Here is a 13,000-nt window from a genome sequence, read left to right as displayed (position 1 = left end):
GCTTTGCAGAATGCACGTAGCTATTTGTGGAAATATCGGATCCGGAAAAACAACTCTGGCCGAAATGCTCGCCAAACATTATGGCTGGCAGATGGAAATCGAAGATGTTGAAGACAACCCCTACCTGTCAGATTTTTATGAAGACATGAAGCGGTGGGCATTCCATCTTCAGATCTACTTTCTGAACAGCCGTTTTAACCAGGTAAAAAAAATCAGGGAGTCAGCGAAAACGACGATTCAGGACCGTACCATCTATGAGGATGCGTATATTTTCGCAGCCAACCTGTATCGTTCCGGATTTATCAACGACAGGGATTACAATAGCTATCTGTCATTATTTAATTCCATGATTCAGCATGTGGCTCCTCCGGATTTGCTGATCTATCTTAAAGCCGATATTCCGAAGCTGATCTCACAGATCGAAAAACGGGGACGTTCCTATGAAAATGCCATCCGGCTGGATTACCTGAAAAACCTGAATACCCATTACGACGAATGGATATCGTCCTATGACCTTGGCAAGCTCCTGGTCATTGAGGTGAATGAACTTGATTTTGTGAAGTACCCCGAACACTTCTCGGGAATCGTGAACAGGATCGATGTGGAATTATTCGGTCTGTTCAGCTGAAAAAATCACAACCCCTGTAAACAAAATATCCCCCGAAACCTGGTTCCGGGGGATAAATCGTTGTCTATAGTTGGCTTTAATTGAATCTAAGATACGGTCTGACTTAAAACTGTGGAAGGGCTATCCGACCAGCGACAAAAGTTTCAGACGACCCGCAGATATCACCGACGAGTGACGGTATCACGTTTGACACCGGCTGAATCAATTGATTCATCACTGTTGTATTGCTTTTCGATACGCTCCTTCAACTGTGGTTTAGACCCGGGAAATGTCGTCCGACTCGAGATATCATAGGCGACATAGGCCATGGCTGCGAAAAATAGGATCGCCAGGATGATAAATATTCGTTTTTGTCTGGACATCTTTAGGATACGATTGAACGTTGTAAATCTACAAAACAGGAAGGATTTATAGATATGGAAGCCGGCATTGTTCGTAAGATCATTCACATCGACATGGATGCCTTCTTCGCCTCGGTCGAACAGCGTGATGACGTAAACCTGAGAAATAAGCCTGTTGCAGTAGGTGGCAGTGCTGAACGTGGCGTTGTGGCCGCAGCGAGCTATGAGGCCAGGAAATATGGCGTTCGGTCTGCCATGCCTTCCCGCACGGCAAAACGGCTTTGTCCGAATTTAATATTTGTAAGACCCCGCTTCGATGTTTACAAAGAGGTTTCCGACCAGATCCGGGGAATCTTTTCAGAATTCACTGATCTGATTGAGCCCCTGTCACTAGATGAGGCATACCTTGATGTGACCCATAATAAGATCGGATTGCCATCGGCAACCCTGATCGCCAAAGAAATCAGGAAACGAATTTTAGAACAAACAGGTCTCACCGCGTCTGCAGGTATCTCGATCAACAAATTCCTTGCAAAGACCGCTTCGGATGTAAATAAACCGAACGGACAGTTCCTCATTCCGCCGGAAGATGCCGAAGCATATGTTGATACATTACCCATCGAGCGATTCTTTGGAATTGGAAAAGTTACGGCCGATAAAATGAGGCAGATGGGCATCTTTTTCGGAAAGGACCTGAAGCAATATTCCAGGGAAGACCTGGTGATCCGTTTCGGAAAAGCCGGTCACTACTACTACCAGATCGCGCGGGCCATCGACGAGCGCCCGGTTAACCCAAACCGCATCCGGAAGTCCATCGGCGCCGAAAATACCTTCAGCCGGGACCTCGTACGTATAACGGATGTGGAACAGGAACTGAAGCGAATCGCCGGGACGGTTTCCGGAAGAATGAAGCGATCGGAATCTGCCGGAAAGACACTCACACTAAAGGTAAAATTTGATGATTTTACTGTGATTACGAGAAGTAAGACCATTCACGGACTTATCGAAAATGAACAGGATATCCTTGATTTGATTCCTACCCTGCTCGAACAGGCCGAGTTGGAGAAATTCAGGATCAGGCTGCTGGGCTTGTCGGTGAGTCACCTGAATACGGAAGAGGAAGAGAATGAACCCGTCGCAGACACCCACGGGGTTCAGCTTACCCTGTCTTTCTGATTTTTAGCGTTGAAGGCATCCCAGTCAAAGTCCTTCTTCCTGACATATACAACCTTGTCGACTTCACACACTATCTCCCCTTCCTTATTTCGGATTTCGCATAAGAAAGTATAATCCTTCTTTCCAATCTCATCGATCTCGCTTCGGATCGCTGATATTTGTTCCTGCTCAAGCCTGAAGGTGCAATACAGTGTGCCCCTGCCCGGCTTAAGATACCGGATCGCGGCGGCCTTGTCCATCACCAGGTACTTCTTGCCAAGATTTGCGGTAAGGATGAACATATACCAGGGATCGCACATCGAGTAGAGTGAGCCACCGTAGTGGATGCCAATGAGGTTTTTATTAAACCAGCGCAGATGCATCTTCACACGAAACTCATCAAGCCTTGGTGAAACATAGGACAGCCATATACCGGTGCCCAGCATGGGAGGCCACCAGTTTATGAGCTTCATTTTTGTCTTTTTACTCAGCATGCATACAAAGAAACGGGATACTGCTGAGAACGTTTAGATTTTTTAAATACTTTTGCCGCAAAGACAACGACTATGAAAACTGCAGAAATGATCACGGAGAAGGGAACCATGGAAATTGAATTCTATGAGAAAGATGCCCCGAAAACCGTAGCAAACTTTGTTAAATTATCCAAGGAAGGTTTTTATGACGGACTAACCTTCCATCGAGTCATCCCCAATTTTGTTATCCAGGGCGGCTGCCCTAAGGGAACTGGAGCAGGCGGACCGGGGTATACCATCGATTGCGAATTGGATGGTGACAATCAGTATCATGATCGCGGTGTATTGTCGATGGCGCATGCCGGAAGGAATACGGGCGGCAGCCAGTTTTTCATTTGCCACAGCCGCGACAACACGTCGCACCTCGACAGAAATCACACCTGCTTTGGCAAGGTTGTAAAGGGACTCGATGTGATCGATCAGATCCGTCAGGGCGATCGTATCGAACGCATCGTGATCCACGAATCATGAGGTGGGTCCCTCTCCTGCTGATTGTACTGTCCGCAGGCTGCGCAAGCAGTCAGGATAAACAAGCTGCTAAGGGAGAGGAATGGAAAGTTAAAATTTATGAGCATTCGGTTCTGAAGGGCGAATGGCAGAACGACCGGCTTCAGGTTGAAATTGTGGAGGGCACATCACGCGTCTTGGTTTTCGAACGAACCGTGGGCAATATCGCCGTTGATGCCGGCTATATGGAACGGATCTGGCTTGAAGTTTCCGATGACAAATCGCGTCTTGAAATCAACCCGGAATCCAGTGCTTTCTACGAACGTGTTTGCCGATGTGAGAATAACGGCTTCCATAGGATCATTTCAGGAGATTTTCGTTGGGATATGTCTGAGGATACCACCCTGCATGGAAATATAGAGGTTAAAATGGATGATCAGGTCCTGGTTGTGGTCTTGAAAAAGTGATTCTCCTTAAATCGTCATCCCTTCAGAAGTTCTACTGACTTGCCTGTCAACATTTTTTAGGACGGGACAAACTACTGACTACTGACCACTGACTACTGACTATTAATCCGCCGGTCCTACCAATTCAATAAAAATCCCATCAGGATCACGGACGAAAAACAACTGATACGTATCGCGTTTCACCCATCCCAACGGGGTTATCCCGGCAGCTTCAAGGCGTTTTCTTACCGGTTCCAGGTCGCTGTAATTGAGAGTAAGGTAATTCACGCCCGCATTGCTGTCGACTCCTGTTTGCTTTGGCCTGGGTTTTACCTTATCAAAATAAGCAAGTTTAAATATGGTCGCCGTATTCCGGTCAACCATTTTAAACATCTTTACCTTGAAGGGTCTGTCGTTTGCGGCACCGGCCTCCTTACTCCACTGTTCATCCAGGGAAAAACTACCGGCCGGAACCATGCCCAGCAGATCGGTATAAAACGCTTCGGATTTTTCAATATCTGAAACTACTATTCCTATGGCTGTGACTCCAAGGTCTGCAGAAGACTCCTGCGCGTAGGCATAAAAGGAAACCATCAGCAGGAATATTGTGATATACTTTTTCATCAAGATGCATTCAAATAAACAACATCATCAATGTGCTCCAACACCCTCATCTCCCGAATTTCCCTCTGCCGCCATGAGATCTTTACGTGACTTATCCCGAATAAAATGCCGAAGGCCTTCCAGCTGTTCATCAGTCAAATCCGGAAACTGGGGCATACCCATGGATACCCTTGCGCCATCACGCACGACTGATGCAAAAGCTTCACTGCTGAAGGGCACTGCCGAAGCGCGAAGATCAGGGGCCATTCCACCGCTGACCATACCGCTTCCATGACATGCGGAACAGCGTCCGTAGTTTGCACTTCCCAATCCTGACAGGGCTGCGTCGACAATGAAATCAGGATCATCAACCGGCTTGGGTATGACAGGATCTGCAAGTTTTGGCATTTCCTGGGTTCCGTCAAGAGAGAAGGTTACCAATCGGCGCTGCTGAGCACGATAGGCCCAACCCAGCTTGGCAACAGCTTCCCCACCAATACCAGCAGTTCCTCCACCCCATCCTACCAGGAGTGAAATGTATTGCTTCCCATCGATCTTATAGCTTATGGGCGGTGCCGCAATACCGAGTCCTAAGTCATATGTCCAGAGAATATCCCCGGTTGTAGCATCATAGGCATGTAATTTTCCATCCGGGCTTCCCTGGAAAACCAGGTTGCCGGCCGTAGTTAGTGTACCCGGACCGTGCGAATTGTCCTGAGGAATCTCCCATACCTTCTCTTGTTTCACGGGATCCCAGGCCAATAATGAACCGGGATAATCACGTGGCTCCTTATCCGGAGAAAGGCTGCTTACGCCCGTACCACCGAGAAATTCAAGCGCCTGAAATCCCTCTATGTCAACGCCATCGTCAGAGTATTTAGCCGCCTGATGAATCACCGGAAGATAAACCAGTCCCGTCATTGGGTTGTATGACATCGCATGCCAGCTATGCGCACCCCAGGCCATAGGCGTTACGTCGGCCGAACCGTCTTCATAACGTGCTCCTTCCACCTCCACAGGCCTGCCGGTTGCCATGTCCACATGCGTCGCCCAGGTCGTTTCCGTAAAGGGTTCTGCCGAGATCAATTTACCGGTTTCCCGGTTGATCACATAGAAAAACCCATTCTTCGGGGCATGCATCAATGCCTTGACGTCTTTGCCTTCGATGGTAAGATCTGCCAGCACGATGTCCATATTGCTGTTGTAATCCCATGACTCACCCGGCGTAGTCTGATAATGCCAGCGATACTCCCCGGTGGTTGCATCCAATGCCAGTACGGAACAAAGGAATAGGTTATCACCACCCTCAGGGCTCCTGATTTTCTGGTTCCAGGGCGCACCGTTTCCTGTTCCGATGTAAATGAGATCAAGTTCAGGGTCGTAGGTAAACCCATGCCAGGCATTTCCCCCGCCACCGTGCTTCCACCATTCGCCCGTCCATGTCTTTGCCGCCATTTCCATGGCTTCATTCTCAAAACCGTCGGCAGGGTTTCCGGGTACCATGTAGAATTTCCAGGCTTCCTCACCCGTATCCGCATCATAGGCAGTAACCCATCCGCGTGTCGGACCGTTTTCCGTACCGCCGTTTCCGATGAGGACAAGACCATTGAAAGCCTTGGGGGCACCTGTGATATACAGGGAACGCTCCATGTCGAAAGTCCGGGTTTGCCATATTTCTTCGCCGGTGTTGGCATCGATTCCCACCAGCCTACCGTCCCAGGTAGCGGCGAATATTTTTCCTTCGTAATAAGAAAGACCGCGATTGTGCAGCCACCCGATTTTGCGCTTACCTTTAACGGCATCCCCTACTTTCGGGTCGTAAGTCCATAGAAGTTCTCCTGTCACTGCATCCACGGCGCGCACGATATTCATGGTTCCGGTGAAGTACAGTACCCCGTCGATAACCAAAGGCGTGGAGACCAGTCCCACATCATTGGGCAGGTCCATATACCAGTCCACTTTTAGTCCGGCTACATTATCCGCATTAATATCTGAAGCCGGAAAGAAGCGGCGTTCATTGTGCGTACGCCCATAGGCGAACCAGTTCTCGGTTTGCGATTCATTGGCGATTGCTTCATCGCCGTAGATCACCTCGGTGACTTTTTCCTCAGGAGTACAGGATGTGAGAAAAATTAAACATAAAACAAATGTGAAGATCGGGGTTCGGTTGGAATAGTTCATTGATTAGGGGAAGGTTAGGAAAATAAGATACGAACTTAAAACCGATATCTCCAAATGAGCTGAACATTGTTCAATCTTTTAACACCTGTATAGGACTACTAACTTTTAACAACCGCTCACTGGCATGCCCGTTTAGGTCGTGATCACCCCTATCTGCCCCTTTGAAAAAGCTAAAATCATTGATAATCAGTATAGTTATGTGAATTGGCGAAATTATTCGTTAGATTAAGTAATCTTCCTACCTAAAACTCCCGGTTTATGAATGTAAAAAAGAAACAACATAGCTGGAGAAAGTATCTATTCTTATGTTTGACGATCGTCTTTGTTGCATGTGGTGGCAGTGAGGAAGAAGTATGCGTGGAAAAAACGTGGTACGCCGATGTCGACAATGATGGCCTTGGAAATCCGGATGTCTCCAAAACGGCTTGTAGTCAACCGTTGGGGTATGTGGACAATAACAATGATGATAATGACAATCCGGCGCCCGTTGCACAACGGCTCGAAACTCAGATAAACTCCTCCTTCATAGGTGAAAATTATCCGCTTCGGATTTTTTTACCCGTCGATTATGAAACCAAAAATCTTCCTGTTCTTTATGTGCTGGATGGAAAAACCTATTTCGATGATGTTATCAAATGGCAGGGTGAAATTGAGCTGGAAGCAATTATTGTGGGTGTTGGTGATCACTTATTCAATGAGGAATTTGATTTCAGAAGAAGGGATTTTCTTCCCGATTTCGCCTATAATGGAGAAAAGGGAGGCCATATTGATTTTTACAACTTTCTCACGAAGGAGCTGATACCTTTTATCGATGAAAACTATGAAAATGACCATAGCAAAAGATCCTTAATCGGCCATCATGCAGCCGGCCTGTTTACGAATTTCGCTCTGTTGTATGGGGCGGATGAAGAACAGATTTTTCACGGGTATCTTTCCATTAATGCGGAAATACTAAACTTCTTCATCCTGATTGACCTGGCAGAAAACCTAAGTGTCGGACCTGATTCAGACATATTCCTGCACCATTCCCAGGTGAGTTCATCCATGAAAGCCGAGTGGTTTAACGATCTTTTAATTGAGCATAATTACCCATGGCTCCAAATAGACCTGATGACCATTGAGGATGAAAATTCGGATGCATTCAACCCAACAGTAGTTGAACCTTCGGTCAAAAGAGGGCTGCAGTTTATTTATGATTGAATTGAAGGGCCGATTTACTCGAACCATTCAGGATACCGACTTTAACCGACTGTTTTTGCGTGGTCATGGATCCCCTTAATTCTTTGTACTCTCCAGATCCCGGTTCGATTCCGGGTTAAACCCGGAATTACCCGGGATGACGAAAATGACAGATCAACCTATTCCCTGCTACTTCCATTTATTTATTCGCAAACCATCCGCCGTACCTACCCAAAGGGATGCCCTCGGCACGGGACACACTACTGACTACTGACTACTGACTACTGACTACTGATAGACTCTCACATAATCCACTTCCATCGCCCGGGGCCAGATGGAATCGTCGATGCCTTTTTGTCCGCCCCAGCCGCCGCCGACCGCGATATTCATGATCAGGTGGAAAGGTTGGTCAAAAGGCCACTCATCCGGGTTGTCGCTTTGCTTTTTGAATTCGAAGTATTTCTCGCCGTCAATAAAAAATTCAATGACCGTTTCTGTCCAGCGGATACCGTAGGTATGAAACTCGTCCATCGAACCGTCAACCTTCAGCTGCTGACCACGTTGCGTACCGATTTTGTGATTGTATGCCTGGGTATGCACCGTCCCGTGCACCTGCTCCGGGTCAAATCCCACATGTTCCATGATGTCGATCTCCCCGCTTCGGGGCCAACCTCCATAGGTACTTTCATCGGGCATCATCCAGATCGCTGGCCAGGTGCCCCGACCGCTGGGCAATTTTGCCCGCACCTCGATCCTTCCGTATTTCCAGGAAGCCTTTCCACGCGTAACAATACGTGCCGATGTATATTTCACCGGCGACTGCGGATGATGATGTGCTTCGATCGTCAGCACTCCGTTACCCACACGCACATTGGAAGGGTGATTAGTATAATATTGTTTTTCGTTGTTGCCCCAGCCGCAGACATTCGGACAACCAGTGCCCAGATCATAGGCCCATTTATTGGGGTCCAGCGCGCCGTCGGTTTCAAATTCATCCGACCAAACCAGCTTTTCCTGGGATATAGCAGGAAATGACAATCCAATGACAACCGCCACTAATATGATACGGACCATCATACCGAGATCGGTGCCTTGATGGTAGGATGCGGATCGTAATTCAGAATTTCAAAATCCTCAAACTTGTAATCAAAAATGGAATCCGGTTTTCGGCGAATATTCAATTGGGGCAAGGGTCGAGGCTCCCGCTGCAGCTGCAGCTCAGCCTGCTCCAGGTGATTCAGATACAAATGCACATCGCCGCCCGTCCAGATAAATTCACCCGGCTCCAGGTCACACTGCTGAGCAAACATATGTACGAGAAGCGCATAAGATGCAATGTTAAACGGAACTCCCAGGAAATAATCAGCGCTTCGCTGGTACAACTGACAGGACAGTTTTCCATCGGCCACGTAAAACTGGAACAATGCATGACAAGGCGGCAAGGCCATCTTATCCACCTCCGACGGGTTCCAGGCAACCACCATATGACGGCGTGAATCCGGCTTGTTCTTTATCTGGTTAAGAACATTCGTAATCTGGTCGACTGTGCCCCCTTCCGGGTTTGGCCAGCTGCGCCATTGATGTCCGTATACCGGACCCAGATCCCCGTTCTCATCTGCCCACTCATCCCAGATGGAAACACCGTTCTCCTTGAGATATTTAATGTTGGTATCACCGCTCAGAAACCATAATAATTCATGGATAATCGAGCGTAAATGAAGTTTTTTAGTGGTTACGAGGGGAAATCCTTCCGACAGATCAAAACGAATCTGCCGTCCGAAAACTGATAACGTGCCGGTTCCTGTCCGGTCCTCCTTCCTGGTGCCATTGTCCAGGATATCCTGCATTAAATCCAGATATTGCCGCATACTTTATTGTTTGACTTTAAAGTTACTGGTTCATCCATGATTAGGCAACAAAAAAACTTACACTTTCTTTCGCAAACCCTGATGTGCCTGCGTTGTTATTCAATAAATTTGGGAACATATGTACCGTCGAACGGCTTATTGGGTTATTGCAGGGCTGGTGATCATCACCCTTTTCTTTGCTTGGCAACTGCCCAATCTGAAATTCAACTACGTATTCGAGGATTTTTTCCCGGTCGACGATCCTGAGCTTGCCTATTATCAGAAATTCAAGGAAACATTTGGTGAGGATAATGACTACCTGCTGGTTTCGGTAACCAGCTCCAACGGCGTCTTTAATTCTCAATTTCTGGATCAGATTACCCTCGTATCCGAAGAGCTCTCGTCCCTCGAAGGAACGGTAGTCGTTCGTTCCATCACGAATGCGTCGCAGCCTGTAATCGGTCCGCTGGGTGTATTTGATGTGCCCGTGATCCACGTAGAAGAGCCGGAAAAATATACGGCCGACAGCAGCCGTCTATTCCGACAGGAAAATTTTCGCTCAACCCTTCTTTCTGAGGATGGCCGAACCGTCCTGCTGATGGTTGAACATGATCATTTCACCACGCGTGAAGGCGCTGATAGCTATCTCAATTCCCTGGAAAATATACTGAGCCCCTTTCCGGCAGAACAGGTACATACAGCCGGAAAGATCTATGCCCAGCGCACGTTCATCACCAAAATGCAGTGGGAGCTAATGATATTTCTTAGTGCGAGCATGGTGCTGATCATAGTGTTTCTTATTGTCACCTATCGCTCATTCTGGCTTACAATATTACCCCTGCTGGTCGTCTTTCTTGGCGCTGTATGGATACTCGGAACCATGGCAATCGCAGGAAAACAACTGGATATCCTGATGGTCCTTTTGCCTACCATCATGTTTGTCGTCGGCATGTCGGATGTGGTGCACATTCTCACCAAGTACCTGGAACAACTTCGAAGGCGTAAGACAAAATTTCAGGCCATCAGAACCACCTTCCGTGAGGTAGGTCTGGCTACATTCCTTACCTCCCTTACCACCGCCGTCGGCTTTTTTACGCTGTTAACCGCAAGTATCCGGCCTATTCGTGAATTCGGACTCTACACCGGGATAGGTGTATTTATGGCATTCATCGCTGCTTTTGCACTCATGCCGGCAGCATTGCTCCTGATGCGGAAACCGGTAGTAGCCCGAAAGCTTGAGCATCGCTCCCGCTGGTTTGTAGTACTCGGCCAGGGATTCATCCAGGTGCTTCGAAGAAGAAATGTAATTCTAATAATCAGTGTGATACTCATCGGTTTATCGTTTGTCGGAATTCAAAAAATCTATATCAACACCTACCTCATCGAGGACCTTCCCAATGATGATCCGCTCAAGGAAGATTTCACATTTTTTGATGAAAATTTCGGCGGATCACGGCCCTTTGAAATGACCGTGGAAACAGGAGCTGACCAAACCGTATTTAATCCTGCGGTAGTTCAGCAAATCGTGAAAGTTGAGAAATATTTAAACGAAAACTACGGTACAGGTGTGATCGTCAGCCCGGCAACTGTCGTGAAATCGATCAACCAGGCCATCAATGGCGGATCGCCTGAGAGTTTCAGCATTCCGGATTCCGAATCGGGATTTAAGCGGCTGGATCGTTACCTGAAACGTTACCTGCGGTCCGGCAGGAATGCCTCCAATCTGGTCACCGAAGACCAGCGACTGGCAAGGATCAGCAGCCGGATAGAAGATGAAGGCAGTGCTATTACACTGGCTAAAACGGAACAACTCCGACAGTTTATCCGACAGGAAACAGATACTTCACTGGTCAGGTTCACCGTAACCGGCACCTCCAACCTGATCGATAAAAACAACGAATACCTGGCGCAAAACATGTTTCTTGGACTGGCCATTGCGTTTGCTGTTGTGGCAATTATCGCGGGCATCCTGTTTCGCTCCCTTCGGATGGTGGCTATTACTTTGATTCCGAATATCATTCCACTGATGATGGTTGCGGCCATAATGGGCTTTTTCGGGATCACCCTGAAGCTTTCGACATCGATTGTGTTCACCATCGCTTTTGGAATCGCTGTTGACGATACCATCCACTTCATCAGCAAACTCAAGCTCGAATTGGAGAAGAACAAGTCACTCATCTTCGCACTGAAGCGCACCTATCTTTCGACAGGAAAGGCTATCATCGTTACCAGCATCATCCTATCGGGCGGATTTCTGATCCTTCTACTCTCCTCTTTTGGCGGTACGTTTTATACCGGTCTGCTGATCAGCCTTACGCTGGTGTTCGCACTCATTACCGATCTCACACTTCTTCCGGTTTTGATACTTCTTTTCTTCAGACGGGATAATCCAAAAAAGCGTATCTTGTTTGAGGAAGAAATTTAACATAAGCCATGGGGCGCTATATTTTTATTCCGGCTATTCTCATGATAGTTGTCTTTTTTGAATTTAAAAAACCCATATCCATCACTGAACGGATCTATGGCGTGAGTCTTGTTGCGCCAAGGGATTCCGTGGGTGATCAATCTCTCATGGACGCCAGCAGTATCGGCGCCGGATGGGTAGCGATCATTCCGTTCGGGTTTATCGGGGACTCAACAGGAACCGTCCATTTCAATACACCCCGACAGTGGTGGGGTGAACGGACGGAAGGCATAGAAGCCGTCGCGGAAATGGCAAGAAAACAAAATCTTAAGATAATGCTTAAACCCCATGTCTGGGTCCGCGGACAGGGGTGGCCGGGGGATTACCAGCCGTCTTCTGCCGAGGAATGGTCCAAATGGGAAACCACCTACAGGGATTATATTTTATTTAATGCTGCATTGGCCGACCGGCTAGGAATCGAGCTTTTTTGTGTCGGAACTGAATTTCGGAAAACCGCCACGTTGCGACCTGAATTCTGGCGCATGCTCATTGCGGACGTACGAAAAGTATACAAGGGCAAGCTCACGTATGCTGCGAACTGGGACAACTTCGAAAATATCATGTTTTGGGATGCACTGGATTACATAGGCATCGACGCCTATTTCCCTGTTTCTGAAGAGCGCATTCCCGGCTCTGAAAGTCTTTCTGCCGGCTGGGAAGAGCCTGTCGAGGCGATGGCAGCCTCTTTCGACCAATGGCAAAAACCCATCCTTTTCACTGAATTCGGCTATCGCAGCGTTGATTACGCGGCCGATGGCCACTGGAAGCATGATTATGATGCCATGCCCGAAAATATGGAAGCCCAGGCCGCGGCGTATCAGGGTCTTTTCGATCACACCTGGAACCAGCCCTGGATGGCCGGCGGTTTCCTGTGGAAATGGCATATGTCGGTCCCCGAGCGTTACCGCTCCCGTCTGCAACGTGAATACACGCCGCAAGGTAAGCCTGCGGAGAGAGTGATTAAGGAAGCGTTTGCTTCAGGGAATAGGTAACAGGGAATAGGGAGTAGGGAATAGGGAGTAGGGAGTAGCGGGGCCCTATTCAGAAACCGACGAAACTGATCGTAGAGTCATTTCTACGACCCATTTGATTGCAGAAAGGTCCTAGATCAGATCCCCACCTCCGCTAAAGCTACGGCCGGCAGGCCGGCCCGACTCCCTGATTATCCCCGGCTAT

13 protein-coding genes are annotated in these 13,000 nt (G+C 48.1%); 7 read left to right on the top strand and 6 right to left on the bottom strand.

Annotated elements, in window-relative coordinates; genetic code table 11:
* Nucleotides 1–10 precede the first annotated feature (10 nt).
* Nucleotides 11–628 carry a deoxynucleoside kinase gene (locus LDX50_RS28030; protein ID WP_225699615.1) on the top strand — a complete coding sequence of 206 codons (618 nt, stop codon included), beginning with the start codon at nt 11–13 and terminating at the stop codon, nt 626–628.
* A 161-nt stretch (nt 629–789) separates the two neighbouring features.
* On the opposite strand, the gene LDX50_RS28025 is transcribed toward LDX50_RS28030, so the two are convergent.
* Nucleotides 790–990, bottom strand: a complete 201-nt coding sequence (locus LDX50_RS28025; protein WP_225699614.1) for a hypothetical protein — start codon at nt 988–990, stop codon at nt 790–792.
* Between the two features lie 54 nt (nt 991–1,044).
* On the opposite strand from LDX50_RS28025, the gene dinB reads away from it, so the two are divergent.
* Nucleotides 1,045–2,145: a DNA polymerase IV gene (dinB, locus tag LDX50_RS28020; RefSeq protein WP_225699613.1), complete on the top strand. Its 1,101-nt coding sequence runs from the start codon at nt 1,045–1,047 to the stop codon at nt 2,143–2,145.
* Here dinB and LDX50_RS28015 read toward each other — a convergent pair.
* Nucleotides 2,124–2,597, bottom strand: coding sequence for a DUF4442 domain-containing protein (locus LDX50_RS28015; protein ID WP_225699612.1), 474 nt, complete (start codon nt 2,595–2,597; stop codon nt 2,124–2,126). The two genes, dinB and LDX50_RS28015, sit on opposite strands and share 22 nt — an antisense overlap.
* Nucleotides 2,598–2,690: 93 nt before the next feature.
* Between LDX50_RS28015 and LDX50_RS28010 the strand changes: the two genes are divergently transcribed.
* A complete protein-coding gene (locus LDX50_RS28010; RefSeq protein ID WP_225699611.1) occupies nt 2,691–3,128 on the top strand; it encodes a peptidylprolyl isomerase in 438 nt (145 codons plus the stop codon).
* On the top strand, nt 3,125–3,571 hold the full coding sequence (locus tag LDX50_RS28005; protein ID WP_225699610.1) for a hypothetical protein: 447 nt from the start codon (nt 3,125–3,127) through the stop codon (nt 3,569–3,571). The genes LDX50_RS28010 and LDX50_RS28005 overlap by 4 nt, the downstream gene beginning before the upstream one ends.
* Nucleotides 3,572–3,673: 102 nt before the next feature.
* Here the strand turns inward: LDX50_RS28005 and LDX50_RS28000 are convergent, their stop codons facing one another.
* Nucleotides 3,674–4,174 (bottom strand): VOC family protein, encoded by a 501-nt coding sequence (locus tag LDX50_RS28000; RefSeq protein ID WP_225699609.1) that lies wholly within the window; start codon nt 4,172–4,174, stop codon nt 3,674–3,676.
* 27 nt (nt 4,175–4,201) lie between these two features.
* The gene (locus LDX50_RS27995; RefSeq protein ID WP_225699608.1) at nt 4,202–6,334 is read right to left on the bottom strand and encodes a PQQ-dependent dehydrogenase, methanol/ethanol family; all 2,133 of its coding nucleotides are present in this window, start codon (nt 6,332–6,334) and stop codon (nt 4,202–4,204) included.
* Nucleotides 6,335–6,592: 258 nt separating this feature from the next.
* On the opposite strand from LDX50_RS27995, the gene LDX50_RS27990 reads away from it, so the two are divergent.
* The gene (locus LDX50_RS27990; RefSeq protein ID WP_225699607.1) at nt 6,593–7,534 is read left to right on the top strand and encodes an alpha/beta hydrolase; all 942 of its coding nucleotides are present in this window, start codon (nt 6,593–6,595) and stop codon (nt 7,532–7,534) included.
* 267 nt (nt 7,535–7,801) lie between these two features.
* On the opposite strand, the gene LDX50_RS27985 is transcribed toward LDX50_RS27990, so the two are convergent.
* Together LDX50_RS27985 and thyA are read right to left on the bottom strand one after the other, a co-directional pair.
* Nucleotides 7,802–8,590: a glycoside hydrolase family 16 protein gene (locus LDX50_RS27985; protein ID WP_225699606.1), complete on the bottom strand. Its 789-nt coding sequence runs from the start codon at nt 8,588–8,590 to the stop codon at nt 7,802–7,804.
* On the bottom strand, nt 8,587–9,381 hold the full coding sequence (thyA, locus tag LDX50_RS27980) for a thymidylate synthase (RefSeq protein WP_225699605.1): 795 nt from the start codon (nt 9,379–9,381) through the stop codon (nt 8,587–8,589). The genes LDX50_RS27985 and thyA overlap by 4 nt, the downstream gene beginning before the upstream one ends.
* Nucleotides 9,382–9,499: 118 nt before the next feature.
* Here thyA and LDX50_RS27975 point away from each other — a divergent pair, with 118 nt between their 5' ends.
* Together LDX50_RS27975 and LDX50_RS27970 are read left to right on the top strand one after the other, a co-directional pair.
* On the top strand, nt 9,500–11,785 hold the full coding sequence (locus LDX50_RS27975) for an efflux RND transporter permease subunit (protein WP_225699604.1): 2,286 nt from the start codon (nt 9,500–9,502) through the stop codon (nt 11,783–11,785).
* Between the two features lie 8 nt (nt 11,786–11,793).
* Nucleotides 11,794–12,816, top strand: coding sequence for a glycoside hydrolase family 113 (locus tag LDX50_RS27970; RefSeq protein WP_225699603.1), 1,023 nt, complete (start codon nt 11,794–11,796; stop codon nt 12,814–12,816).
* Nucleotides 12,817–13,000: the final 184 nt, after the last annotated feature.

Source organism: Fulvivirga sedimenti, assembly GCF_020328055.1.
This window is presented reverse-complemented; position numbering and strand designations above follow the sequence as displayed.

Bases quoted from the DNA above. Each gene is read 5' to 3' on its own strand.
- LDX50_RS28030 (WP_225699615.1), top strand. From the start codon at position 11: ATGCACGTAGCTATTTGTGGAAATATCGGATCCGGAAAAACAACTCTG.
- LDX50_RS28025 (WP_225699614.1), bottom strand. From the start codon at position 990: ATGTCCAGACAAAAACGAATATTTATCATCCTGGCGATCCTATTTTTC.
- dinB (WP_225699613.1), top strand. From the start codon at position 1,045: ATGGAAGCCGGCATTGTTCGTAAGATCATTCACATCGACATGGATGCC.
- LDX50_RS28015 (WP_225699612.1), bottom strand. From the start codon at position 2,597: ATGAAGCTCATAAACTGGTGGCCTCCCATGCTGGGCACCGGTATATGG.
- LDX50_RS28010 (WP_225699611.1), top strand. From the start codon at position 2,691: ATGAAAACTGCAGAAATGATCACGGAGAAGGGAACCATGGAAATTGAA.
- LDX50_RS28005 (WP_225699610.1), top strand. From the start codon at position 3,125: ATGAGGTGGGTCCCTCTCCTGCTGATTGTACTGTCCGCAGGCTGCGCA.
- LDX50_RS28000 (WP_225699609.1), bottom strand. From the start codon at position 4,174: ATGAAAAAGTATATCACAATATTCCTGCTGATGGTTTCCTTTTATGCC.
- LDX50_RS27995 (WP_225699608.1), bottom strand. From the start codon at position 6,334: ATGAACTATTCCAACCGAACCCCGATCTTCACATTTGTTTTATGTTTA.
- LDX50_RS27990 (WP_225699607.1), top strand. From the start codon at position 6,593: ATGAATGTAAAAAAGAAACAACATAGCTGGAGAAAGTATCTATTCTTA.
- LDX50_RS27985 (WP_225699606.1), bottom strand. From the start codon at position 8,590: ATGATGGTCCGTATCATATTAGTGGCGGTTGTCATTGGATTGTCATTT.
- thyA (WP_225699605.1), bottom strand. From the start codon at position 9,381: ATGCGGCAATATCTGGATTTAATGCAGGATATCCTGGACAATGGCACC.
- LDX50_RS27975 (WP_225699604.1), top strand. From the start codon at position 9,500: ATGTACCGTCGAACGGCTTATTGGGTTATTGCAGGGCTGGTGATCATC.
- LDX50_RS27970 (WP_225699603.1), top strand. From the start codon at position 11,794: ATGGGGCGCTATATTTTTATTCCGGCTATTCTCATGATAGTTGTCTTT.